Raw genomic sequence first — 25,399 nt, 5'->3', positions numbered from 1 at the left:
ATTAATAATCGGTACTTACTATACCCGTTAGGCAACCGGCGCAAGTAACAAGTGCCGATTTTCTTTCTTTAATATGAGCAGCTATTTTAATTATATCGGAAGAAATATCAACATCTTTTTTTTGAAGCATTTGTATACCGGCAACACCGTATGCTTGTTCTTCGCAACAAAAGCTAACTAACAGGTTTTTGAGTTTTTTGATATTGTTATTTTTTACAATTCGTTCAATGTATTTGCCCATCGCTGTTTGAGGGCTGCCATCTCCGCAAAAAAACGCATAGGTCTTATCTAAATTTAATTCATGTATTAAATCATTAATGCTTTTTGACGATTTATAAAAAGCATTACGTCTTTTTAAATACTCCAATACCTGTACAGTGTCTATTTTGGGGCGGTTTTCTTTTTGATTCATCTTATCGAAAGCTGGGTCTTCATAAAATGAATTATCGTATATGACAGAGCTAAAAAGGATACAGTCGTCCTTAATAAGTAAGTTAACCTGGTATCGATTTAAGCCATTAAAAACTACGTTTATCCGTTGATGCTTATAGCCAAAATCTACATCTCTGTCAAAGTAAGTAGTTACTTTGCTATCATGGGGCTGCCGGGTTTGTTTAATGCTGTCAATTCTTTGGAAAAGCTTGGTAGCGCTCTTTTCATTATTAGATACTGATTCTATTTTGTGATAATAAGTCTGAAGCTGGGCATAACTTTTTAAAATGGTAACTTGGAATAAAAACAGAAAAAGTATTTTTCTATTCATAAATTTAACTATTCGCCAACCGAATCAATTCCCTAACCCGGTCAACGCCGGTAATATCAATACTATATTCATCGCCGGCTTCGGCGCTCATCATGATGCTTTCATTATGAAACTTCATTTTACTGGCAACCTTGATCCTTGCCGATGAATGAACTTCTTTAACCCCGGTAAAATGAACGAGGTCTGCTACGTTGGTCTCACTTACGCCGCTCCCGGGCATAATGCTGATGCGGCCGGCGGCTTGTTCAACGAGGCGGTTTAAATTGCTGGCACCCTCAATAGCGGTGCTTTTGCCTCCTGAGGTAAGTACGCGCTCGCAGCCCATTTCAATAATTTCTTCAAGGGCTTTATGCTGATCGGCACACATGTCGAAGGCCCGGTGGAACGTTACGCCCAGGCCCCATTGCCGGGCGAGGCGCACCATTTCGGTACATCGTTCTATATCGATGGAGCCATCTTCTTTAAGGATACCTATCACAACGCCGTCGCAGCCGGCATCAATGCAATACCTGATATCGGCCATCATGAGCTTGTACTCCATATCATTATACAAAAAATCGCCGCCGCGCGGGCGGATGAGCACATACAGCTTGATATGGAGCAGGCTGCGGGCCATTAATATCGTACCGTGAGATGGGGTGGTGCCGCCATCCTTCAAATTTTCGCAAAGTTCAACACGCACAGCGCCGCCCTCCTGGGCCGCCAGGGCCGATGTAACCGAATTAGCACAAACTTCGAGCGATACTTGCATGTTTTTTTAAGTCCATAGTCCATGGTCGATAGTCCATAGCCTTTTTTGTTCATAGTCTATAGTCGATAGTTCATAGACTACTACTGTTAAGTTAACTATATTCTGCAATATTAAGCCATGGACTATCGACTATGGTCCATGGCCTAAATTATTTATAATAACTCTTGCCAGGTATTAACAGATCCTGCTGCTGCGCATTGCAAACAGCGTATGAAAAACCGCTTTGTATGGCATATGCGCCATATTCACCCTTTTTATTGATAGCTAAAAAGCCAACCTGGATCTTTTTTGCTATTTCCGGCTTCTTTTTGATAATGCGGTTTACGGCTTCCTTACAGGCATCCTCGGGCGATAAACCCTGGCGCATTAATTCAACCACCAAGAAGCTGCCCACATTGCGGATCACCTCTTCGCCAACACCGGTTGATGTAGCACCGCCAACTTCATTATCTACGTAAAGGCCCGCGCCTATAATAGGACTGTCGCCAACACGGCCATGCAGTTTGAAGGCCATACCGCTGGTAGTGCATCCGCCCGAGATATTGCCTTTGGCGTCAATAGCCAGCATACCAATAGTATCATGGTTATATTTATTGCCAGGTTTGCCGCCGTTTTCGATATTCATAACGGGGCTGTACTGGGCCTTTTTAAGCCACTCCTTCCAGATCTTTTCTGTTTCGGGGGTTAGCAGTTTTTCTTTTTTCATGCCCTGCTCAACGGCAAACTGGGTAGCACCTTCGCCAACCAGCATTACGTGAGGGGTTTTCTCCATCACCAAACGGGCTACCGAAATAGGATGGGCTATATTCTCCATGGCAGCTACCGAGCCACAGTTGCCAAACTCGTCCATGATACATGAGTCGAGGGTTACATGTCCGTCACGATCGGGCAGGCCGGTGCGACCAACGGTATGGTTGGTAATATCTTCGGCTTCGGGAATGCGGGCGCCGGCTTCAATGGCGTCGAGCGCACGGCCCCCGGCTGATAATACTTTCCAGGCTCCTTTGTTGGCTATAATGCCAAAATCCCAGGTTGAAATTACGATAGGATAACCGCCTTCGGGCTTTGATATGACAGTTTTTGCGATGGCAGATTTAGAAAGCGCTGCAAATGAAGCACCTGCAGCAGATAATTTAATGAACTTACGGCGGTTGTACATACCGCTAATATATGAAAAACAGTTTTAAGTCGTAAGTTCTAAGTCTTCAGTCTGAAGTCGTAACTCTTGAGTTTTAAGTTAAGACCCTGTCAGGTTATAAAAATGAAGGTTTTTGACCCGCGACTTAAGACTTTCGACTTTGAAAAAAAAGCTATTCGAAATCCCGCTGGCAATTAAAACAATGCCAGGCTTTACGGCTATAAAACGGGAATATCATCAATAAAAATGAGATGATGGCAGTGAGCCAATGAACCCTTTTTTCGGTTGCAGAACCGTAGCGTACATTGGTTGAGCCACAATAAGGGCAAATCACCGCATTAAGCGTTTCGTCGTCAATTTCAATATGGTCCTGGTCGTGCAGGTCACCTTCGGCAGCTAAGATTTCACGGCAACGCTCCAGGTCGCGCTCAAATATTTTTAGTTTAATACCGCCTACAGCCTGGTTGTAAAGCGGGTTTGAACCTATGGTGTTTTCATCGGCAATAAAGCAGGGAATGCCATAACCCTCCAGTTTGGTGCGGATGATATGTGCAAGCATCACATCATAATAAGTTTCAAATGTTATGATCTTTTCTTCGGGTTGAACGGCCATATGTAGATAAATATTAATCAAAGGTAAATTGTTTTTTATTTAATTTGGACGCCATGAACCGCATCGACCGAATATCAGCCATTTTGATCCAACTACAATCGCGCAGGGTAGTAAAGGCCGGTGATATTGCCGATAGGTTCAACATTAGCCTGCGTACAGTTTATCGCGACATAAAAACGCTTGAAGAAGCAGGCATTCCCCTTATAGGCGAAGCCGGGGTTGGCTACTCTATTATGGATGGTTATCGCCTGCCCCCGGTAATGTTTACCCGCGAGGAAGCCACCGCTTTTTTAACAGCCGAAAAGTTTGTTGAAAAGCTTACAGATACCTCAACCATGGCGCAGTACCAGTCGGCCATGTACAAGGTACGGGCCATTCTTAAATCATCAGAAAAGGATGCTTTGGAAAACCTTGATGGTAGTATTGAAGTACTGAAAAGCCATAGCCAAAAGCGGGCCGGTAATGTTGATCATATCCAAACCATACTTGATTGTATCATTTGTAAGAAGATCATGTGCATTGACTATTTCGCCGCCCACTCACAGGAAAATACCAAACGCGACGTAGAGCCCGTGGGCGTTTTTTTTCTTGACAGTTTCTGGCACCTGATAGCTTACTGCCGCCTGCGTAATGATTACCGCGATTTCAGGATCGACCGTATCAAAAAGCTGATGGTAACAGATAAAAGTTATATCAACAGCAAGCACCCTACGCTAAAGGATTACATTGATAAGATGGCCAGCGAAAAGCAGCTTGAACAGGTGGTGATCAAAGTTGACAAGGAGATTCACAGCTATCTTGACCATCAAAAATACTATGGCGGTTTTGTATCTGAGAAAACCGTGGGCAACAAAATTGAGATGACTTTTTTGACCATTTCATTAGAAGGTTTTGCCCGATGGTATATGACCTTTGGCGACCGCGCTGAAATCATTAAACCAGATACACTGCTGCAACGTGTACGGGAGATCACAGCGACCATAGCCCAAAAAATAAATTAACTTCTTTTCTTTTTTTCCTGCTGACATAAGGCTGTCACCAGTGCGTTGTTACTTTGTTTCATAATGGCAGGGGCAGGGCTTTTATTGGTCGTGTTTTTGCGGGTAATTTAAACCATACACTTATGAAACATTGGATAATAGTAGTATCAAAAGATCACATTGGCCGCGGCATTTCCGGGGGATTTATTCAGGCCAATCATGGTAAACTGGCGCCGCTTAAACGTATGGAGGTTGGCGACTGGGTGGCGGTGTATTCGCCTAAACAAAAGATGAACGGCAATGAGCCTTTGCAGGCTTTTACAGCCATTGGCCAGGTGCGTGACGAGGATATTTATCAGAAGCAAATGGCTATTGATTTTATCCCATACCGCCGCAATGTAAATTACTACGAATGTGCCGAAGTTCCGATAGCCCCGATGATTGACGAACTCGATTTTATCACCAACAAAAAAGCGTGGGGTTACAACTTCAGGTTTGGATTTTTTGAAGTTCCCGGCGCAGATTTTAAGAAGATAAAGGAACAAATGATCACTGCAAAACAACCACTATTAAATAAAGCTACGTTATGGAAAAATTAACAGTAAATGTGCAGGTAAAATTTAAAGCCCCGATGGCTAAAGTTTGGCAAGGCCTGACTGATCCTGCTATGGTAAAAAAATATTTTTTTGGTACCGATCTTGAATCGAGCTGGAGGGTAGGGGAGCCCATAAAATTCAGCGGGGAGTGGGATGGTAAAAAGTATGAAGACCATGGAACTATACTGGACATTGATCCCGGTATATTTGTAAAATATAATTACTGGAGCAGCATGAGCGGTACCGAAGACAAGCCCGAAAACTATGCTAATATTACCTATAACCTAACCGGGAATAATGGCGAAACCGAGCTTACCATTACCCAGGATAATGTAAAAAATGAGGAAGCCAAAACGCATTCAGAGCAAAATTGGAAAGGGATTTTTGAGGGACTGAAGAAGTTGGTTGAATAATAATAATTATAAACTAATAATTTATATAATCATTATAATTAACTGTATAAAAATTAATTATATATCAATATAACAAATAGTAATAGCTCCAGGTATGGATAAAGTAACAATAAAAGGCTTTTTTTTGGTCGGCATTTCGGTGCGCACCACCAATCAGGGTGGCCAGGCGATGAAGGACATTGCCGGGCTCTGGAACTGGTTTATGAGCGAGCACGTTTTACAGCAGGTGGTGAACCGTGTCAGCGATGATATTTATTGTGTTTACACCGATTATGAAAGCGATAAGGATGGCTTTTATACCGCAGTACTGGGTTGTAAGGTAGCTACTAAAGACAATATCCCTGAAGGGCTGATCTGCATTACTGTGCCTCCCGGAAACTATAACCGTTATATTGCCAAAGGTGCACTGCCGCAATCAGTAGGGGAAACCTGGCACCAGATCTGGACAAGTGATATCGACAGAAGATATATGGCTGATTTTGATGTGTATGGAGAAAGGTCACAAAATGCTGATAATGCCGAGGTAGAGGTTTTTGTTGGGGTGAATAACTAATCATCGTCATGCTGAACTTGTTTCAGCACCCCATCAGAAGAGCCGCCTGGAATCTTGCTTGTGAGGTGCCGAAATAAATTCGGCATGACTTTTTAGTTAAAAGAATATAGCGTTTAGACTCCAGAAAATTCTGTAATTTCTAAAATTCTATAAATTGTAATTGATATTACCTGTTAAAAGTCAATCGTTTGCCGGTTTTACCTTCAATAAGACTTCCATTCGCATATGCCAGGTTTCCCGATATCAAAGTATAAGCTACCTGCGAGCGGAAGGTATTGCCTTCAAATGGGCTCCAGTTACATTTATACAGGATATTACTTTTATTTACGTTCCAGGGTTTGTTTAAATCTACAAGTACAAGGTCGGCCCAGTAACCTTCGCGGATGAAGCCACGTTTTTCTATTTGAAAAAGGGTAGCTACGTTATGCGCCATTTTTTCTGCGATTTGCTCGAGGCTTATTTTGCCATGATGATATAGCTCAAGCATAGCGGGCAAAGCATGCTGAACCAACGGTCCGCCGGATGGTGCCTGCAGGTAAGGCTGCTCTTTTTCTTCAATAGTATGCGGGGCATGATCGGTGGCAATAACATCAATGCGGCCATCCAAAACAGCACGTAAAATACCATCACGATCTGCCTCTGTTTTTACAGCCGGGTTCCACTTAATATAGTTGCCTTTTGTTTCATAATCTGCATCGGTAAACCATAAGTGATGGATGCAGGCTTCGGCAGTAATCCGTTTATCTTTTAGTGGTGTTGTGTTGTCAAAAAGATGAGTCTCCCGCTCGGTAGAAATGTGTAAAATATGCAGGCGGGTGTTGTGTTTTTTTGCAAGCTCAATGGCCATTGATGACGACAAATAACAAGCTTCAGCACTCCTGATTTTTGGATGCATCCGCACCGGAATATTTTCACCAAGCAGTTGTTTGTAGTGTGCAAGATTGCTCTTGATGGTAGCCTCATCTTCGCAGTGCGTAGCGATCAACATTGGTGATTGTGCAAACAGTTTTTCGAGCGTGTGCGGGTCATCAACGAGCATGTTCCCGGTAGAGGATCCCATGAACACTTTGATACCACAAACCTTACTGATATCGGTGCGCAAAACCTCATCTAAATTGTTGTTAGAAGCGCCCATAAAAAATGAATAATTAGCCAGCGAATTGCGCGACGCAATCTGGTATTTATCCTCCAAAAGTTCCTGCGTTAAAGTGTTGGGAACAGTGTTGGGCATCTCCATAAATGAAGTGATGCCGCCTGCAACAGCAGCCCTCGATTCTGAATAAATATCGGCCTTATAAGTTAAGCCCGGCTCGCGGAAGTGTACCTGGTCGTCGATGCAGCCGGGCAGCAAATGCAGGCCTTCTGCGTTGATGATTTCATCGGCTTGCGCGTCAATTACCGGATCGATACGATCTATCAAACCATCTTTGATCAATACATCGGCAACGTATTGTTTATGCTCGTTAACTATGGTGGCTGCTTTTATCAGAATTGTAGACATGTGTTGATTTCGGATTTGGGAATTTCGATTTCGAATTTATTTATGATGCTTATAACAGGTCAAACTTACGAAGTTTTTGAAATTTCGTAAGTTTCAATAGCGGCGGCTATTTCCTGCTCTATCGGGAATTGTCCCAAACTTTTATAAATAGCAGTACCATTTGCCTCACTATCCTTCACGGCCCATGTTGCCATTGCGTACATTACCGGCCGCAATTCCATGCCCGATTCGCTGAGCCGGTAGGTTACGTACGGGGGCACAACAGGTTTTGATTCCCTTATGATGATACCATCAGCTTCCAGTTGTTTCAGGTGCTGGATCAGCATTTTTTCGGTAATGGTGGGAATAGATTTTTTTAGCTCGCTGTAACGCTTGCTTCCGGCTAAAAGGTGAAACAAAATGATCGGTTTCCAGTACCCGCCTATGCGTTCCATAACATAAGTTACCGGGCATTCTTTAAATGCGGCTTGTTTGTTTTCCTGTATGGTTGAGCTTTCTTTTATTGCTGTCATGGTGATACATACTTTAGGGTAAGTACTTGTAAAAAAGTAAGTACAAAAATACCTTTGCTTTCAATAAAAACAAAAACATTATGAAAATTATAGTAACAGGTTCAACAGGCAATATAAGCAAACCTTTAACACAAACTTTAACAGCCGCAGGGCATAACGTAACCGTAATCAGCAGTAACGCCGATAAGATAGCAGAGATAGAATCATTAGGGGCTAAAGCTGCAATTGGCTCGCTAACAGATGCCGATTTTTTGACCGAAACATTTACCGGAGCCGACGCGCTTTACGCCATGGTGCCGCCAAACTTTGGTGCAGAAAGCTTAAGGGCATACCAAAACGAAACAGGTAAAAGCTATGCCGAAGCCATTAAACGGTCGGGTATAAAAAAAGTAGTTGCGTTAAGCAGCATCGGGGCGCATTTGGATAACGGTGTAGGCCCTATAAAAGGCATCCATGATGTTGAGGGGATTTTGAACGGATTAGATGGTGTGGCCGTTAAGTTTATCCGTGCACCGTTCTTCTATATCAATTTTTTCAGTAACATCCCGCTTATCAAGCACCAGGGGATCCTTGGGTCAAATTATCCCGCAAATACAAGGCTGATCATGGTACACCCTAAAGATATTGCGGCAGCAGTTGCTGAAGAGTTGCAAAAAGATTTTGCAGGTAAAAGCATACGCTACATTGTAAGCGATGAGTCAACATCCGGCGGGGTTGCAGCGGTTTTAGGTGAGGCTATAGGTAATCCTAACTTGCCATGGATTGAGTTTACTGATGAACAGCTTGCAGAAGGCTTATCTCAGGCAGGTGTTCCACTTGAAATGACCCGCAATTTTGTTGAAATGGGCACTGCGGTAAAAAGCGGAAAGATCTGGGAGGATTATGATAAGCATAAGCCTGTATCGTCCGGTAAGGTGAGTTTGCAGGATTTTGCCAGGGAGTTTGCTGCGGTATATAACGGCTAATTCTTTTAATCATACTTAATTTGTTCGACTAAAATTTTACATACGAAGTTTTAAGCCGGACGCCTTCAAATCGAATTACATGAATTTCAATTTAACCTGATTGGAATCCGTGTAATTCGATTTGCCATGTTAGGAATCTGCATTTTAAGGAGATCAAGTGCTTCAAAAGCGAGAAATTAACTAAACAATAGTTTGCGTAATTGAAATATAAATAAATATCTTTGTATCTAAGATATTTAGATAATGAGAGAAAATAATGAGGCTGATTTACTGTTACAATTCAAGGCTGCCAGCAGGCAATACTCCGATGCCTCTGTTCTCATGCACGAAGCGATAGCCCGAAAAGCAGGGCTTTCCGGTACAGATCATAAGTACTTAGGACTGATACTACAGCATAAATCCATAACAGCGGGTGAAATCTCAAAGCTAACCTGGTTAACTACCGGCGCGGTAACCGGGTTGGTTGACCGCCTGGAGAAAAAGAAGCTTCTGAAAAGACAATTTACCAAAGACGACAGAAGGAAAGTAATCATTGTTCCTAACGTTGAAAACAGTATGAAGCTTTTAACACCGCTCTTTGATGAACTGCAGCAGCAAACTATCGAGCTCATTTCAACGTTCTCAACCGGCGAAATCCAAACTATTGAACGCTATTTTACAGGGGCAACAGCAATAATGAAAACAATAGCAGATAAGTTAAATAACAAATAATAACAATGGAAAATATAACTTCAAACTATCTGGCAAGAGCCGAAATATGGCTTTGCGTCAGTACCCTTATCTACTTTTTGATGAACGGAGCACAGATATTTGAAACCTTGGTTTTTGTTCCCAAGTGGACGGTTTCACCACCAGACAATTTTAAACTCCTCTTGGATGGAAAAGGTGTAAGTCTTAAAAATTTTTGGATAGGGTTCCACTCCCTTCACGAAATCACATTTATCCTTGCGCTTATTTTTTGTTGGAAAATTGACCCTGTAAAGAACTGGCTTTTAATTTTGTTTGCAGTTCACATCGCTGCCAGGGTATGGACATTGGCATTCTTTGCTCCCAATATTATAAACTTTCAAAAAATGGTCGGAGAACAGGCTCCGTCAATAGATCTGATAAACCGAACTTCACTTTGGCAAACACTCAACTATATAAGGGTTGCCATTTTCATTGCCATCTCCTGCGGACTTATCCCACTGTGCATTAAACTATTTAGTATGCGCCAATAAAATCATATTAATTTCTTTTATCTCTTATCCAACCGTCTTGTCTCCTGACTCTTGACTTCCTGCTTCTATTCAATTCCTGACACCGCCATGTTTTGGGCCATTGTTCCTACTTCAACAAAAAGCCTATCTTTGCGGCATGGCAGTAACCTTTGAAGATTTTAAATTTAACCGGCAAATTTTGAACGCGATAGCCGATGCCGGTTATACCGAAGCTACGCCTATCCAGCAAAAAGCCATTCCACCGATATTGAACGGGCAGGATGTAATGGGCATAGCGCAAACGGGTACCGGTAAAACAGCGGCCTATGTGTTACCTATTATCATGAAGCTGAAATATGCTCAGGGTGAGCATGCACGCGCGCTCATCATTTCGCCTACCCGTGAGCTGGCCATGCAGATAGAAGAGAACGTGAAAATTTTCGCCGCCAATACCGATTTACGTGTGGTGGTGCTTTATGGCGGTATCGGCCCTAAAACACAAATTGAACAGATCAACAAAGGGGTTGATATTATTGTTGCTTCTCCGGGCCGTTTCATGGATATTTACCTTGCCGGGCATATCGTAACCAAAACATTGCAGGTGCTGGTTTTGGATGAAGCTGATAAAATGATGGATATGGGCTTTATGCCCCAGATAAACCGCATATTGGAAGTGGTACCTGTGAAAAGGCAAAACCTGCTTTTTTCGGCTACGATGAGCGAGAAGGTGCACCAATTGTCGGCTAACTTCCTGGAGTTCCCTACGGTTATTGAGGTTACCCCGCAGGCAACGCCCGCGCAAACGGTTAACCAGCATTTATACCATGTGCCTAATATCAAAACCAAAATCAACCTGCTTAAAAGGTTGCTTGATAATGAAGGCGATATTACTAAGCTGATTGTATTTTGTAAAACCCGTGCGGTGGCCGAAGACGTATTTAAATTTCTGACCCGTAAATTTGGCGAAGAAGAAGTGAAAGTGCTGCACGCCAATAAAGGGCAAAATACGAGGATCAACTCTATCAATTCATTTAAAAACGATGATGTGAAGATCCTTGTGGCTACCGATGTGGCATCGCGTGGTATTGATGTGAGCGATGTAAGCCATGTCATTAATTTTGATGTACCGGTGGTGTATGAGGATTATGTACACAGGATTGGCCGCACAGGCAGGGCATTACAATCAGGCGAGGCCATTACTTTTGCTACGCCGTCTGAAGAGTATTATATCCGCAAGATTGAGAAACTCATCAAGCAAACCATTCCCGTTGAGCGTATCCCCGACGATGTGTTTATTGAAGAAACCCTATATGAGGAAAGGCAGGACCAGGCGCGGGAAATAGATATGCAAAAGCGCAAAGAAGATCCCGATTTTAAAGGCGCTTTCCACGAAAAGAAATCCCTTAACCAGCGCAAAAAGTTTGATGCCAATAAGGATAAAGCTAAATACGGTTCAAAAGCAGCAAGGCAGGGTACAGGCCGATCATCCAAAAGCAAAAAAAGACACTAAGCCCCATCAATGAAATTCAGATTTACCCCTTTAAACTTTTTTACCGCGTTTTTGGTGGCGGTAGCAGCCTATGTTTTTATTTATGGAGCTGGTATGGCCGGACGCCCGCTTGAACATTGGGGTGGTACCATAGGTTGGATCTTTTTGCTGTTTGCCTTTGTGGTTTTTGTGATTGATATCATGTTCCGCAACTTTTTTATCGAAACCAAAAAAATATGGATGGTGGAGACCTTCTTCATCGTTCTGGTTATAATTATATTCTTACTTGTTAAATAAATTTTGAAATGAAAACCGCTGAAATAAAGCTTACCGTTACGCTTGATGATAATAATGTTCCTGAGCACATTCTTTGGGAATCGACCGACTCAACCAACAAGGAGGCGTTGCCTGTAAAATCAATGATGCTTGCCCTGTGGGATCAAAGCTATAAAAATACCCTGCGCATTGACCTTTGGACAAAGGATATGCCGGTTGACGAAATGAAGCGCTTTTTTTATGAAACCCTGCAAACCATGGGCGATAGCTTTTTACGCGCTACCGGCGAAAAGAATATTGTTGAGGACCTGCGCGATTATTGCGCCCACTTTGCCGATAAGATGGAGATAACTCAAAAATAACAACCTAATATGCGCCTTAGCTCAATTTTATCATTCGCAGGGTTTGCCCTGTTATTTGTTGCAACCTATTGCCCGTTGCTGCGGGTATTCCATGTAACCAGCTGGAATATTTATAAGCTTAACCAACCTTATGGGCTGGTGCTTTTACTGGTAGCTGTTGTCGGGATCATAGTATCGTTCCTTAACCAGGCTAAAATTATGCGTGTGACTGCCTGGCTTTCGGTGGCTCTTGTAGTATTGCTGCTGGTTGCCGCTATTATGAAGGTTAATTCGGCATTTAGCTTTATTCCGTTTAAAGGTATTAACAGGTTTTTAACCAGCCAGCTTAAATTTCAATGGGGGTGGTACGTAATGTTTGCCGGCCCGGTTTTGGCTTTAATTGGTGCATTAAGCGGTAAGCCAAAAACTTTTATGCCAACTACTGCAGATCCTGCTGCAAATTAATACTCCCCGGGTGTTTAAAAAAAGCTGTAACGTTTACTTTACAGCTTTTTTTAAACATATTTGTAATTCAGATTAATACGGATACCTAATGTCAAAGTTTTCCTTCCGCCAGCAGGTTTTAGCTGGCTTTGTAGTATCAATCATTCTTGTTTTTGTGGTGGGCGTTTTGTCTTTTAACAGCCTGCGCCAATTTGAAGAGGATAATGCCTGGGTTGATCATACTCAAAAGGTTATTCATACGTCAACAAGTTTATTGCAGGACCTGGTAGATGCCGAAACAGGCATGCGTGGCTATGGTGCTACCAATAACAAGGCATTCCTTGAACCCTATAACGCCTCTTTGCCTAAAATAGCCGATGGCCTTGCCACTTTGAAGGATTTAGTGAAGGACAATCCTGTACAGGTAAAACGTATTGATTCGATAAATAAACTGGTAAAGGAGCAATTGCTGATACTCAAAACAAACGTTGAAACACGCGGAAGCCAGGGGCTTGACTACATGGTGCAACGGGGCATGTTTTTAAATGGCAAAGAGAATATGGATCAGGTCCGTATGCTTATTGACCATATGACCAACGCTGAAGAGCGATTGCTTACCAACAGGGAGGAAAGCTCGCAGGAAGCATCTACATTTGCTAAGATCGTAATTGCATGCGGTTCATTGATCTTCCTGTTCATTATCCTGATGTTGTTCTTCTATATTCAAAAAACATTTGATCAGCAAAGGAAGACTGAAGAGGAGGTGCGTGTTGCCAATATTGAACTTGGTAAGGTACTTGCCGATAACGAAGCCAAAAACTGGCTGCTCACCGGAACCGGCCAATTGAATGAGAAGATGCAGGGCCAACAGGTTGAAAAGGAACTGTCAAATAATATTCTGTCTGAAGTTTGTACTTACACCAATGCCGCAGCAGGTACATTTTACCTGTATAACGAAGCAAACAACAGGCTTGAGCTTTATGCTTCATACGCCTTCCACAATCCTGATTTTGTTAAGAAGTCGGTACAAATGACCGAGGGCTGGCTTGGCCAGGTAGCCAAAGATGGCAAAGCTGCGGTTGTAAAAGGTAAACTGAACGATAAGCTTGAGCTTTCATCATCGGTATTAAAAACTGAACTGGCCGAATCATTTATCATACCTTTCTTTTTTGATAAAAAGCTAAAAGGCGTAATGGAGGTTGCTTTTAATGAAGGGATCTCGAAAAATAAATCGGAATACATCTTAGCAATCGCTAATGATATAGGTATAGCTATTAATACATCGCAGGCACGTACTATTATGAACGACCTGTACGAGGAAACCCAGCAGCAGGCCGAAGAGCTGGAAGCACAACAGGAAGAGTTGCGGGTTACCAACGAGGAGCTTGTTCAAAAAACTGAAGAGCTGCAGGCCTCAGAAGAAGAGCTCCGGGTACAGCAGGAAGAACTGCGTACCACCAATGCCGAACTGGAAGAAAAAGCCAGTTTGCTTGAAGAAAAAAACCAGGCCATTGAACAGGCCCGCCAGGCTATTAACCTTAAGGTTGAAGAACTGGAAACCACGGGTAAATACAAATCGGAGTTTTTGGCCAACATGAGCCATGAGCTGCGCACACCGCTTAACAGTATCCTGGTACTGGCGCGGATCCTTAAAGATAACAAGCCTGCCAATCTTTCTGAAGACCAGATCAAATATGCCAGCGTTATCTTCAACGCCGGTAATGACCTGCTTACTTTGATCAATGATATCCTCGACCTTTCAAAAATTGAATCGGGCAAGCTGGATATGCAAAATGAAGATATTAAGGTAAGCGATATTGTTGGCGATATGGAAATGCTGTTTGCCGAAGTAGCCAGCAACAAAAAAATTAATTATACAACAAGTATAGACAGGCAACTGCCGCAAACCATATTTACCGATAAGGTACGTATAGAGCAGGTGATCAAAAACCTATTAAGCAACGCGTTTAAGTTTACTTCTGAAAATGGTTCTATCGCCATTATTGTAAAGTCGGGTATTAAAGATAAAACCATCAGCTTTGCTATCAAAGATTCGGGGATCGGGATCCCTGCGGATAAGCAAAAAGTAATATTTGAGGCATTTCAGCAGGCCGATGGTTCAACGAGCCGTAAATATGGCGGTACCGGTTTAGGTTTATCTATAAGCCGCGAACTTGCTTTCCTTTTGGGCGGCAGCATAACCCTGAGCAGTGAGCCGGGCATAGGCAGCGAATTTGTACTTACTGTGCCTTTTGAAGCTAAATTAACACCCGCCGCCTTAATTGAAGAGGCTTTGCCAACTGCCGAAACTTTTAAGCCTGTAACAGAGTTCCTGAGCCCGGTTAAAGCTGCCCCGCGCGACCCCGGTAAAGAGCCTTTGGTTGTAATTGTTGAGGATGATAAAAACTTTGCAAACATATTGCAGGATTATGCCCGCGATCATGGTTATAAATCAATCATGGTGTATGAGGGTACCCGGGCGGTTGAAATTGTGAAGGAAGCCAAACCTGATGCCGTGATCCTGGATATTATGCTGCCTGGTAAAGACGGCTGGCAGATTTTGAAGGAGTTAAAGAATGATGAGGATACGATGCACATCCCGGTTCACCTGATGTCGGCCGGGGATGCCGCAGCAAACCGCGTACGCCGGGAAGGTGCCATCAACTTCATGAAAAAGCCTATTAATACCGAAACGCTGGATAAGCTTTTCGCCGATATCATGGTGCAAAGCGGCACAAGGTTTAAACAGATCCTGCTGGTTGAAGATCATAAGGCCCAAAGCCAGGCCTTGAAAGACCTTATGCAGGGGCAGGGGATTACCGTCGACCAGGCTTTTGACGGGGAATCGGCATTCAGGTTGCTGCATGAAAACGAGTACCAGTGTGTGATCCTTGACCTTAACCTACCTGATATTTCGGGCTTGGATTTGCTGGATAAGATCAAAGAGGTTGATCGCTTTGCTTCATTGCCTGTTATCATTAATACAGCTATGGAACTTGATAAAACATCGGTTAACAGGCTAATGCACTATGCCAACGCCATGGTGGTTAAAACCAATAAATCATCCGACAGGCTGATTGATGAGGTTAACCTGTTCCTGAACAAGATAAGCGAAACGGCAAATGGACAGCCACAACAGGTGTCACCTGCAGTTCCTGCAAAGCCTAAATCATTAACTAAAGGCAAAGATGCTATTAAGGGCAAAAAAGTGCTCATTGTTGATGACGATATGCGCAACATTTTTGCGCTGAGCAGCGCCCTGCAAAGCTATGACCTTAATGTAGAGATAGCTAATGACGGTGAAGAAGCCATAGCTAAACTTGAGGATATAAAGGATATTGATATAGTGCTTATGGACATCATGATGCCAAAAATGGATGGCTATGAAGCTACCAGGCATATCCGTAAGCAAAACAAATGGGCTAAATTACCCGTAATAGCATTAACTGCAAAAGCAATGAAAGACGACCGCGAAAAATGTATAGCGGCCGGCGCCAATGATTATATCACCAAGCCAGTTGATATAGACAGGCTGATTTCGTTGATGCAGCTTTGGCTTGAAAATTAGTTATGGATACAGAGCAGGGAATTATATCACATGCGCAGGTTCATGAACTTATTGATATTGTAAGAAAGGTTCATGGCTTTGATTTTTCGGGTTATACCAAAGCTTCATTAAAACGGAGGTTAACCCGTATTATGCTGCTCAATAAGTTTGAGTTTTATGACCTTAAACATGTGCTTATTAATGACGCAGACTTTTTTCAGGGCTTTTTGGAAGAAATTACGGTTAACGTAACCGAGATGTTCCGCGATCCTTCATTCTATCGTGCGGTTAACTCACAGGTTGTTCCATATCTTTCAACTTATCAGCACGTCAAAATCTGGAGTGCAGGCTGCTCAACGGGCGAAGAGGTTTACTCTATGGCCATATTGCTGAACGAGGCCGGTTTGGGAAAAAAGTCGTTCATATACGGTACGGATATCAATACCGAGGTTTTAAAGGAGGCCCGCAAAGGGATCTACAGTTTGCGTAATATAAAAAGCTACGCAGAAAATTATCAGTATACTGATTTAAAAGGTTCAATTACAGACCATTTTACCATTTTGTACGATGCCGCGTCGATACACAATGAGTTAAAACAAAATACGCTGTTTTCGGTGCATAATTTAATATCTGATACCGTATTTAATGAGTTTCAGATGATAAGTTGCCGGAATGTTTTTATTTATTTTGAAACGTACCTGCAGGAACGGATCCTTGACCTGTTTTATAAAAGCCTTTGCCCGCTGGGTTATTTATGCCTTGGCAGTAAAGAAACTATCCGGTCAGATTCGTTTAAGAGTAAGTTTAAGGTGATCAACCAAAAAGAAAACATTTACCAAAAAGTTGGGACCTGATAAAAAGTTACTGGAAAGATGGCATGCCGCCCAGATCGTATTATTGGGCGGATCGGCAGGCTCGTTCAAAATTTTATTCAAGATCATAAAAGATCTTCCCGAAAAACTGGGGAAAACTGTAATTCTTATCATACACAGGAAAAAAAATTTTTTCAGCGAAATAGAAAAACTATTTGCCGAGAACAGTCGTATGTACATGCGCGAAATTGAGGACAAGGATATTCTTAAAACGGACACTATGTATATTGCCCCGGCAAATTATCATACCTTAATTGAACGCGGCGGTTATTTTAGCCTGGATGTTTCGGAACCGGTATGGTATTCAAAACCGTCAATTGACGTTACTTTTGAAAGTGCCGCCGAAGTTTATGGTGACAGATGCATGGCGATATTGCTGTCGGGAGCTAACCAGGATGGCGCCGAAGGCTTATTAAAATTAAAGAAAAGCGGCAGCCTTACCATAGCGCAGGAGCCCGGCGACGCGGAAATGGCCGAAATGCCAAAGGCAGCTATAAATTTAGGTGCTGCCGATTACGTTTTAACGCAGGATGAGATTTTTAAACTTTTACTTTCATGACAATCACCACCCCCCTAATTAATATTAAATGACCCCTGTTAATATTCTTATAGTTGATGACAGAGAAGAGAACATCATTGCTCTGGAGGCATTGCTTAAGCGCGATGATATCAAAATATTTTCTACTACCTCGCCAAATGAAGCCCTTAAAATTGCCTGGGAAACCAATATTGCCATTGCTTTAGTTGACGTGCAGATGCCCGAAATGGATGGCTTTGAACTGGTGGAAATGCTCAAATCAAACCCACGTACCAAAGATATCCTGGTTATTTTTGTTACAGCCATTTCAAAAGAAGCCAAGTATGCTGTTAAAGGCCTTGGTACCGGCGCCGTAGATTATCTTTACAAACCGCTCGATCCTTACATTACATCGGCCAAGGTTGATTCATTTGTACAACTGGCCCGCACCCAGGCCGAAATAAAACAAAAGAACGATGAGTTGCAGAATTATGCCATCGTTGTAAAAAACTCGGCCGATATTATCACATCGGTCGACGCTCAAAGTCTCCGCATTGACAATATCAACCCCACCGTCGAAAAGATAATGGGTTTCAGGCCTGATGAACTTATTGGTAAAAGTATTGTTGACCTGGCCATCGACGATCATAAGGCGCCGTTTCGCAAAAAACTGGGCGAGATCATTAAAGACAACCTCAGTTATGCCATTTTTGAATTTAAGTTTGAAACCTTTGATAAAAGGGTAATTTGGGTGGAGTGCCGGGCTGCATACCGCAACAAAACCATATTTATTAATATCAGCGATATTTCTCCGCAAAAAAGTTACCAGGAGCAGCTCATCAAATCGAAAGAAAACGCGGAGTACAGCAAAAAGGTGAAAGAAACCTTTTTGGCCAATATGAGCCATGAACTGCGTACTCCGGTTAATGGCATAATAGGTATCACTTCGCTTTTGCGTAAAACAGGCCTTACCGATCAGCAAGTAGGTATGCTTGATTTGCTTGATACTTCCTCAAAATCGTTATTGGGTGTGATCAATGATGTACTTGATATCTCAAAAATTGAGGCTGGTAAATTCAGTATCATCCGTACGGCCAATAATGTTTATGACATTGTTAACTCGGTTTTTAACCTGCTTAAGTTTAAAGCCGACGAAAATAATATTGAGTTTTTGCTGGATATTGAAGATGAAGTACCTGAATACCTTATGGTAGATTCATTACGCCTGAACCAGATCTTGATGAACCTGCTGAGCAACGCCCTTAAGTTTACCGAAAGGGGCTATGTAAAGCTGAAGATCACCGTACTTCAAAAACACAATGATAAGGTAAAACTGAAATTCAGTGTTGAGGATACGGGCATCGGGATCCCAGCCGACAGGCTTAACAGGATCTTTGATTCATTTGAACAGGCCGAAGAAGATACCGTAAGCAAATATGGTGGTACCGGGCTTGGGTTAACCATAGTGAAAAAGCTGGCCGAGCTAAAGGGAGGCGAACTTACCGTAAGCAGCCAGGTAGGCAGGGGCAGTACTTTTAACTTTGTATGCTGGTATACCATCAGTGTTAAACCCAAAACTAAGGTAACTCCCAAAACTGATAAGATATTGCCGCCGTTTAATAACGTACGGGTGCTGGTAGCTGAGGATAACATGGTTAACCAGTTTATGCTCTCCAAGATATTAAAGGACTGGAATGTAGAGGTGGAGATGGTTGATAACGGCCGTAAGGTTATTGACAGGCTTACCAATAAAGACTATGACATTGTTTTAATGGATACCCATATGCCCGAAATGAACGGTTACCAGGCAGCCAAAACCATCCGTGTTGATTTTGAGGAACCTAAACGGAGTATTCCAATCATATCGCTGTCGGCAGCAAGTTATGACCATGAGCAGCAGGAGGCATTATCGGCAGGGATGAACGATGTGCTTTCAAAGCCGTTTCAGCCTTATCAACTGCATGAAAAAATGTCGAGGTTATTGAAGGTGGGTGTTTAAAAATCCAGCTTGGTTTGCCCAACGCCCATTACCTTTGCCTCATGCTCAAGCAGCCATTTTTTGCGCCATATACCGCCTGCATAGCCGGTCAAACTGCCGTTTGAACCTATTACCCGGTGGCAGGGCACTACAACCCATAGGTTGTTACGGCCGTTGGCAGATGCTATTGCCCTTATAGCCAATGGATTGTTCATTTGGTTTGACTGCTGGGCGTAAGTAATGGTTGTTCCATAAGGGATCTGGACCAACTCGTCCCAAACCTGTTGTTGAAACTCGCTGCCTTCCTGCTTTATAGGAAAGGTAAATTGCTTCCTTGTACCGGCAAAGTATTCATTTAACTCATCAATAGCAGCTTGCAGCAACGGGGTAGGAGCAGGTTCAATGTCATATTCCTCATCCCGTATCGATACTGATGCTATAAAGCCCTCTTCTTCAGTAATGCGGGCAATGCCAACAGGCGTGCGGAAATAAGCTACAGACATAGTAATTGGTATGTTATATTCAAAATTAAGCTAATTTTTTTAGCTTGTCAAATGCCCTTACTCACTCGCAGGTAATTATTACATTTGCGGTGATGAAACTTGTTAATGAAACCTGGTGCCTGCTAAAAAAGGAAGTTTTGCTGGAGTGGCGGTCTAAATATGCTTTTAATGGCGTTTTGCTGTACGTGGTTTCAACGGTTTTTGTTTGTTATATCTCCCTCAACTTAAACCCAGGCTTTTCTAACAGCAGCGGTTACCCCATAGTTTGGAACGTGTTGTTCTGGATCATTATGCTGTTTGCATCGGTAAATGCCATAGCCAAAAGCTTTATGCAGGAAAGTAAAAGCAGGTTGCTATATTATTACTCCATTGCCAGTCCGCAGGCAATCATCCTGTCAAAAACAATCTATAATATTTTGCTGATGGCTTTGTTAAGCACATTGGCTTTAGTGGTATTTAAAGTGTTTTTCCCTAATACCCTCGGTGACCCGCTGTATTACTTTCTTGCCGTATTGCTGGGGAGCGTCAGTTTTTCTACCGTTTTTACCATGATCTCGGCCATCGCGTCAAAGGCCGGTAATAACGGTACCCTAATGGCTATATTAAGCTTCCCGGTTATTATTCCTGTTATACTGGTGCTTATTAAGTTAAGCAAGAGCGCTATGGATGGGGTAGACCGGAGTTTTTTTTACGGCAACATAGGCGTTTTGTGCGCTATCAATGCCATTGTAATAGCTACTGCTTTACTGCTTTTCCCATACCTGTGGCGCGATTAATTGCCCCATTATCATCTGACCGGTATTCATTCTGAATTTTTTCCGATCCCGTTTCATGCTGACATTTTTGGACGAGCATGCTTTGCATGGCCGCCAACGGTAAATTTTTGCCCTCTTATCGGCATTTTTTTTCTAATGTTATTTTAATTTGGATTAAGTCTAAATTAATATTTACTTTGTTGCCAACTTAACCAAACAACAATGCATGCTAAAACCCTTACTTTAGTCATTTTCTCCTTTCTTGTTTCGGACACGGTACTGGCACAGCAGCCCAATACCTCAACTGCCGAAGATTCACTTAATAACAATACCGTTAAGAGTTCGCTTTTATCAAATACTACCATTGGTGGTTACGGTAACGCTTTTTACCAGTACAATAACAATCAAAAAACTGCCAAAGTTGATTTGGAGCGCTTTGTGTTGTTTGTTGGCCACAAGTTCAGCGATAAGATCTCTTTCTTTTCCGAAACCGAACTGGAAGACGCTAAAGTAAACGGCGGCGAACCCGGAGGGGAGATCACCATTGAGCAGGCCTACCTGAAATTTAACTTAAATCCTAACCAATACATAGTTGCCGGTTTGTTTTTGCCGAGGATAGGTATCCTTAACGAAAACCACCTGCCAACCACCTTTAACGGTAACGAGCGTAACTATGTAGAAATCCTGGTGATTCCTGCCACATGGCGCGAATTGGGTGTTGGCTTTTATGGTCGCTTAAATAACTTACCTATCAATTATTCGGTTGGGTTGATGAATGGTTTAAGCGCCGGCGGCTTTACCCATGGTACAGGTATTGTTGATGGCAGATTTGAAGGTCGTAATGCAACCGGTACAAACCTTGCAGTTACCGGTGCGCTTCAGTATTACCAAAGCGGGTTTAAGGCCCAATTATCCGGTTATTACGGTGGCACCGTAGGTATCCGTAAAACAGAGGCTGATAGTCTTGGTTTAAACTCTGGCGTTTTTGGTACTCCGGTTGCTATGGGCGAGGGGGATATCCAGTATAACGGGCAAGGCTTTTCGGTAAAAGTATTGGGTACTATACTTTCTATTAAAGATGCCGATAAGATCAACAAGGCATACGCCAGCAACACACCCAAAACAGCTTACGGTGCTTATGCCGAAATAGGTTACGATTTGCTTTATCGCAGCAATTACGGCAAAGCAAACGCACCACAGCTGATTGTTTTTGTGCGCGATGAAAAACTCGACCTGAATGCCAGCATCCCTTCAAACGGAATAACCGATCAAACGCTGAATAAAAACTTTATTGTGGCCGGCCTTACTTACCTGCCGCTCCGTAACGTAGTGGTTAAAGGCGATATCAGGCTGGCACATTCAGGCGTGCAAAACCCGGAGCTGATCATTAACCCAAGTCCGGTTGCGTTGCCATACCAAACCAATAATACTTTGATAAACCTGGGTATTGGATATTCATTTTAAACTTAAACAACATGGATAGAAGAGAATTTGTAAGGCAGTCATGCTCATTATGCCTTGCTGCTGGTGCCGGTATGCTGGTGGGCTCCTTATCGGGCTGTGCTACCTTGCCTGTTTATAAAGCAGCAGTAGCCAATAACACCGTAACTGTACCCGAAACGTTGTTCGGCACAACCAATTTTCAATTGATCCAGCCCAAAAACCAGTATTACAATATCGGTTTAAAAAAAGAGGCTAACGGCACTTATACCGCTTTGCTGTTAAAATGTACCCATGCCGATAACCAGCTTACTCCTGTTGGTAATAACGGTTACAAGTGCGATTTGCATGGCAGCACTTTTAATAACGAAGGCCAGGTAACTGCGGGTCCTGCTGAGCGTCCGCTTAAGAAATACACAACAGAAGTACTATCGAATCAAATTATAATTCATTTAACTTAATCTTTTACCATGAAAAACACTTTACTTGGCCTGTCATGCATAGCTGCTGTTGCCCTTAGCAGCTGCGGAAAAGACAAAACATCAGTTCAAAACACAACGGTTGATGAGCAGGAAGTAATAACCCAGTTTGTTAATGTTGTAGGTAATCCTAACTATGTTGATATTCAGGCAAAGGCAACTTTGTTAAATACATCAATAACTACGTTTTTAACAACGCCCACTGATGCTAATTTGACTGCTGCCCGTACAGCCTGGAAAAATACCCGTCAACCATGGGAACAGGCTGAAGGCTTTTTGTTTGGTCCGGTTGAGGACGATAATTATGACCCAACTATGGACAGCTGGCCTTTGAACAGGACTGACGTTGACGCTTTAATAGGAAGTTCAGATGTTATAACATTGTCTTATGTAGATGGGCTGGATGGTTTCTCAAAAGGCTTCCATGGCATTGAGTATATTATTTTTGGCCCGGGTGGTACAAGAAAAGCCGCCGATATCACAGCCCGCCAAAAAGATTATCTGAAGTTTACTTCTCAAAGTTTATTAAATACCACTACTGCGCTTATGAATAGCTGGGCAGCTTCGGGTGATAACTATGCAGCCAAAATCACTACAGCCGGAAATGGAAGTACAGCCTTTAAAACGCGCAAAGAACTGTTTACTACCATTGCTACTCAAATGGCCGCCATTTGTGAAGAAGTGGGTACAGGTAAAATGGCCGAGCCCTTCACCGAAAGGGATTCGACTAAAGATGAGTCATCATACTCGCATAATACCACTACCGATTTCATAAATAATATACAAGGCGTACTTAATGTATATACTGCCACTTATAATGGTGCCAAAGGCACAACAAGCTTAAGCGCTTTGGTTGCTTCAAAAAACCTGGCTTTAGATACTAAGATCAAAACACAAATACAAACTGCACTATCAGCGATGGCTTTGATAACCCCAACTTTTGAAAAAGCTATTTATGATAACCGTGACAAAATTTCAAATAGCCAAACTGCCCTGGCAACCCTGCAAGCCACACTTGAAGGCGATTTGGTCACTTTTATACAAACTAATATTAAGGACTAATTTTTAAAGTGAAAAAATTAAGCGTAATAGGCGCGTTGGTGCTTTTGGTGTTGCTGCTGGCAAAATGCCAGAAAGCAGCCCAGTTCCCTGCAGATAAATATGACGAGCGTTTATCAGGAGGCGATGCCACTGTGTTTGATATTACCTCGCACTCGTTTGGCAATATGTTTCCCGGACTTTCGGGCTATGATGCAGAGGTTCACGGCTTAGGTGATGCAGCATTCAGCAAGATCTTTGTTACTGCGCCTGCACCTATTAACCCGGGGTTGGGAACTATTTTCAATAACAATTCCTGCATTTCGTGCCACCATAATGATGGGATCGGCCTGCCAACTGCCGGCGAATCAAATTCGTCGCTGTTAATGCGGATCAGCATTCCCGGTACTGACGAACATGGTGGACCGCTTGCCGCGCCGGGTTACGGTTTACAATTGCAGGATAAAGCCGTTTTTGGAAAAACGCCTGAGTGTAAGGTTAATATTACATACAACGATGTGACATATAACTTTCCTGATGGCGAAGCGTATGCCTTACGTACGCCTACTTATACACTAAGTAATTTGTATACGGCTCTGTCGGCCGGATATATGTTGTCACCGCGCCTGGCACCGCCAATGTATGGTTTAGGATTGCTGGAAGCAATACCTGAAAGTACCATTGTTGCCATGGCCGATCCTAACGATGCCAACGGCGATGGCATAAAGGGGCATGCAAACTATGTTTGGGATGTGGCAACGCAATCGCGCAAATTAGGCCGTTTTGGATGGAAAGCCAATACTGCATCTATACTTACCCAGGTAGCAGCTGCTTATAACCAGGATATTGGTATCACTAATAAGATATTCCCGGTTGAAAACTCTTTTGGCCAGGTGCAGTATGATAACTTGAAGGATGATCCGGAATTGGCAGATAGTACACTAAATGCCGTGAGGTTTTATGTGGCTACGCTTGCAGTGCCGGCGCGTCGTGATGTTACGGATGCTACTAATAAAAGGGGGGAGCTGTTATTTAAACAAGGGAAATGTGAAAGCTGTCATCGCCAAACCCTTACAACCGGGGTAAATGTAGCTTTTAAACCTTTGTCAAACCAGGTTATCCATCCTTATACCGACATGCTGGTGCATGACATGGGCACTGGCCTTGCCGATAACCGCCCCGACTTTTTAGCCGGAGGGCAGGAGTGGCGTACAGCTCCGCTTTGGGGCCTGGGATTGTTTGAAAAGGTCAATTATCCGGGCTATTACCTTCATGATGGCCGTGCACGGAGTATTACCGAAGCCATTATGTGGCATGGCGGTGAAGCGGAATCATCAAAAGTTTTCTTCAGTACGTTATCTAAAGTTGATAGGGACGCGATGCTAAGCTTTTTAAAGAGCTTATAATTTATTTCCTGATGAAATTGAAAGCGATATGGAGTAATTCATGCCGCTTTTTTGTTTGATAAAGCCCTATTTAAATCCATGTCATTGCGAGTGCAGCGTGGCAATCGCATGCTATACAGGGCGGACATGCTTCCGTGCGGTTGCCACGCTGCGCTCGCGAAATGACATGGTTTTTGTTTGTTTTTCCATGCAGCTTTTATCTTCCCAACACCTGTGGTTAAAAACAATCGCAATAAAAGTTCTATAAATTCTCTAATTCAATAAATTCGAGTTCAGACAAACCCACCGCAACAAAAATTATACACCGGCAATTCATTAACCGTTCATAAA

At 42.8% G+C, this 25,399-nt stretch carries 27 protein-coding genes; 20 read left to right on the top strand and 7 right to left on the bottom strand.

All coding sequences use genetic code 11. The features are described from left to right. Window position 1: 1 nt before the first annotated feature. The 4 genes from ABID99_RS15530 to ABID99_RS15515 all read right to left on the bottom strand — a co-directional run bounded on the left by ABID99_RS15530 (window position 2) and on the right by ABID99_RS15515 (window position 3,265). Window positions 2-763 carry a hypothetical protein gene (locus ABID99_RS15530; RefSeq protein ID WP_176623673.1) on the bottom strand — a complete coding sequence of 254 codons (762 nt, stop codon included), beginning with the start codon at window positions 761-763 and terminating at the stop codon, window positions 2-4. 4 nt (window positions 764-767) lie between these two features. Beyond that, window positions 768-1,514 carry a copper homeostasis protein CutC gene (locus ABID99_RS15525; RefSeq protein ID WP_176623675.1) on the bottom strand — a complete coding sequence of 249 codons (747 nt, stop codon included), beginning with the start codon at window positions 1,512-1,514 and terminating at the stop codon, window positions 768-770. 148 nt (window positions 1,515-1,662) lie between these two features. After that, window positions 1,663-2,673, bottom strand: a complete 1,011-nt coding sequence (locus tag ABID99_RS15520; protein WP_090524345.1) for a N(4)-(beta-N-acetylglucosaminyl)-L-asparaginase — start codon at window positions 2,671-2,673, stop codon at window positions 1,663-1,665. A gap of 151 nt (window positions 2,674-2,824) precedes the next feature. Continuing rightward, window positions 2,825-3,265, bottom strand: coding sequence for a DUF2007 domain-containing protein (locus ABID99_RS15515; protein ID WP_090524347.1), 441 nt, complete (start codon window positions 3,263-3,265; stop codon window positions 2,825-2,827). Window positions 3,266-3,318: 53 nt separating this feature from the next. Here ABID99_RS15515 and ABID99_RS15510 point away from each other — a divergent pair, with 53 nt between their 5' ends. From ABID99_RS15510 to ABID99_RS15495, 4 genes are all read left to right on the top strand, one after another. Continuing rightward, window positions 3,319-4,266, top strand: a complete 948-nt coding sequence (locus ABID99_RS15510) for a helix-turn-helix transcriptional regulator (protein ID WP_373614265.1) — start codon at window positions 3,319-3,321, stop codon at window positions 4,264-4,266. Window positions 4,267-4,388: 122 nt separating this feature from the next. Further along, window positions 4,389-4,844 carry an EVE domain-containing protein gene (locus tag ABID99_RS15505; protein WP_090524351.1) on the top strand — a complete coding sequence of 152 codons (456 nt, stop codon included), beginning with the start codon at window positions 4,389-4,391 and terminating at the stop codon, window positions 4,842-4,844. Continuing rightward, window positions 4,832-5,254, top strand: a complete 423-nt coding sequence (locus tag ABID99_RS15500; RefSeq protein ID WP_373614264.1) for an SRPBCC family protein — start codon at window positions 4,832-4,834, stop codon at window positions 5,252-5,254. Before ABID99_RS15505 ends, ABID99_RS15500 begins: the two co-directional genes overlap by 13 nt. A gap of 94 nt (window positions 5,255-5,348) precedes the next feature. Beyond that, window positions 5,349-5,807 carry a GyrI-like domain-containing protein gene (locus tag ABID99_RS15495; protein ID WP_373614263.1) on the top strand — a complete coding sequence of 153 codons (459 nt, stop codon included), beginning with the start codon at window positions 5,349-5,351 and terminating at the stop codon, window positions 5,805-5,807. A gap of 166 nt (window positions 5,808-5,973) precedes the next feature. Here ABID99_RS15495 and ABID99_RS15490 read toward each other — a convergent pair whose 3' ends face one another. Both ABID99_RS15490 and ABID99_RS15485 read right to left on the bottom strand, forming a co-directional pair. Further along, window positions 5,974-7,308: a dihydroorotase gene (locus ABID99_RS15490; protein ID WP_176623683.1), complete on the bottom strand. Its 1,335-nt coding sequence runs from the start codon at window positions 7,306-7,308 to the stop codon at window positions 5,974-5,976. A 65-nt stretch (window positions 7,309-7,373) separates the two neighbouring features. After that, window positions 7,374-7,820, bottom strand: a complete 447-nt coding sequence (locus ABID99_RS15485; protein ID WP_090524359.1) for a helix-turn-helix domain-containing protein — start codon at window positions 7,818-7,820, stop codon at window positions 7,374-7,376. Between the two features lie 80 nt (window positions 7,821-7,900). Between ABID99_RS15485 and ABID99_RS15480 the strand changes: the two genes are divergently transcribed. From ABID99_RS15480 to ABID99_RS15430, 11 genes are all read left to right on the top strand, one after another. After that, the gene (locus ABID99_RS15480) at window positions 7,901-8,785 is read left to right on the top strand and encodes an NAD(P)H-binding protein (protein WP_090524361.1); all 885 of its coding nucleotides are present in this window, start codon (window positions 7,901-7,903) and stop codon (window positions 8,783-8,785) included. A 243-nt stretch (window positions 8,786-9,028) separates the two neighbouring features. Further along, window positions 9,029-9,496, top strand: coding sequence for a MarR family winged helix-turn-helix transcriptional regulator (locus tag ABID99_RS15475; protein WP_373614262.1), 468 nt, complete (start codon window positions 9,029-9,031; stop codon window positions 9,494-9,496). 5 nt (window positions 9,497-9,501) lie between these two features. Beyond that, a complete protein-coding gene (locus tag ABID99_RS15470; protein ID WP_373614261.1) occupies window positions 9,502-10,005 on the top strand; it encodes a transposase in 504 nt (167 codons plus the stop codon). 136 nt (window positions 10,006-10,141) lie between these two features. Further along, window positions 10,142-11,494, top strand: a complete 1,353-nt coding sequence (locus tag ABID99_RS15465; protein ID WP_188831552.1) for a DEAD/DEAH box helicase — start codon at window positions 10,142-10,144, stop codon at window positions 11,492-11,494. A 9-nt stretch (window positions 11,495-11,503) separates the two neighbouring features. Continuing rightward, a complete protein-coding gene (locus ABID99_RS15460) occupies window positions 11,504-11,770 on the top strand; it encodes a hypothetical protein (protein ID WP_090524369.1) in 267 nt (88 codons plus the stop codon). Between the two features lie 8 nt (window positions 11,771-11,778). Beyond that, window positions 11,779-12,111: a gliding motility protein GldC gene (gldC, locus tag ABID99_RS15455; RefSeq protein ID WP_090524371.1), complete on the top strand. Its 333-nt coding sequence runs from the start codon at window positions 11,779-11,781 to the stop codon at window positions 12,109-12,111. 9 nt (window positions 12,112-12,120) lie between these two features. After that, window positions 12,121-12,555, top strand: coding sequence for a hypothetical protein (locus ABID99_RS15450; protein ID WP_176623693.1), 435 nt, complete (start codon window positions 12,121-12,123; stop codon window positions 12,553-12,555). An 88-nt stretch (window positions 12,556-12,643) separates the two neighbouring features. After that, a complete protein-coding gene (locus ABID99_RS15445; RefSeq protein WP_373614260.1) occupies window positions 12,644-16,102 on the top strand; it encodes a response regulator in 3,459 nt (1,152 codons plus the stop codon). A 2-nt stretch (window positions 16,103-16,104) separates the two neighbouring features. Next, window positions 16,105-16,935, top strand: coding sequence for a protein-glutamate O-methyltransferase CheR (locus tag ABID99_RS15440; RefSeq protein WP_176623697.1), 831 nt, complete (start codon window positions 16,105-16,107; stop codon window positions 16,933-16,935). Continuing rightward, complete coding sequence (locus tag ABID99_RS15435; protein WP_176623699.1) at window positions 16,925-17,512, top strand: chemotaxis protein CheB; 588 nt, start codon at window positions 16,925-16,927, stop codon at window positions 17,510-17,512. The genes ABID99_RS15440 and ABID99_RS15435 overlap by 11 nt, the downstream gene beginning before the upstream one ends. Window positions 17,513-17,540: 28 nt before the next feature. Next, window positions 17,541-19,469 carry a response regulator gene (locus ABID99_RS15430; RefSeq protein ID WP_373614259.1) on the top strand — a complete coding sequence of 643 codons (1,929 nt, stop codon included), beginning with the start codon at window positions 17,541-17,543 and terminating at the stop codon, window positions 19,467-19,469. Here the strand turns inward: ABID99_RS15430 and ABID99_RS15425 are convergent. Further along, a complete protein-coding gene (locus ABID99_RS15425) occupies window positions 19,466-19,951 on the bottom strand; it encodes a methylated-DNA--[protein]-cysteine S-methyltransferase (RefSeq protein WP_373614258.1) in 486 nt (161 codons plus the stop codon). The genes ABID99_RS15430 and ABID99_RS15425 overlap by 4 nt on opposite strands. Window positions 19,952-20,043: 92 nt before the next feature. On the opposite strand from ABID99_RS15425, the gene ABID99_RS15420 reads away from it, so the two are divergent. From ABID99_RS15420 to ABID99_RS15400, 5 genes are all read left to right on the top strand, one after another. Continuing rightward, window positions 20,044-20,727 (top strand): heme exporter protein CcmB, encoded by a 684-nt coding sequence (locus ABID99_RS15420; RefSeq protein ID WP_188831556.1) that lies wholly within the window; start codon window positions 20,044-20,046, stop codon window positions 20,725-20,727. Window positions 20,728-20,928: 201 nt separating this feature from the next. Further along, window positions 20,929-22,170 (top strand): hypothetical protein, encoded by a 1,242-nt coding sequence (locus tag ABID99_RS15415; protein WP_373614257.1) that lies wholly within the window; start codon window positions 20,929-20,931, stop codon window positions 22,168-22,170. A gap of 11 nt (window positions 22,171-22,181) precedes the next feature. Then, window positions 22,182-22,607, top strand: a complete 426-nt coding sequence (locus ABID99_RS15410; RefSeq protein ID WP_090524386.1) for a ubiquinol-cytochrome c reductase iron-sulfur subunit — start codon at window positions 22,182-22,184, stop codon at window positions 22,605-22,607. 9 nt (window positions 22,608-22,616) lie between these two features. Further along, window positions 22,617-23,687 (top strand): imelysin family protein, encoded by a 1,071-nt coding sequence (locus ABID99_RS15405; protein ID WP_090524388.1) that lies wholly within the window; start codon window positions 22,617-22,619, stop codon window positions 23,685-23,687. A gap of 8 nt (window positions 23,688-23,695) precedes the next feature. After that, the gene (locus ABID99_RS15400) at window positions 23,696-25,069 is read left to right on the top strand and encodes a di-heme oxidoredictase family protein (protein ID WP_188831558.1); all 1,374 of its coding nucleotides are present in this window, start codon (window positions 23,696-23,698) and stop codon (window positions 25,067-25,069) included. The last annotated feature ends 330 nt before the right edge of the window (window positions 25,070-25,399 follow it).

This window comes from Mucilaginibacter sp. OAE612 (assembly GCF_041806395.1).
Classification (GTDB): Bacteria; Bacteroidota; Bacteroidia; order Sphingobacteriales; family Sphingobacteriaceae; genus Mucilaginibacter; species Mucilaginibacter rubeus.
This window is presented reverse-complemented; position numbering and strand designations above follow the sequence as displayed.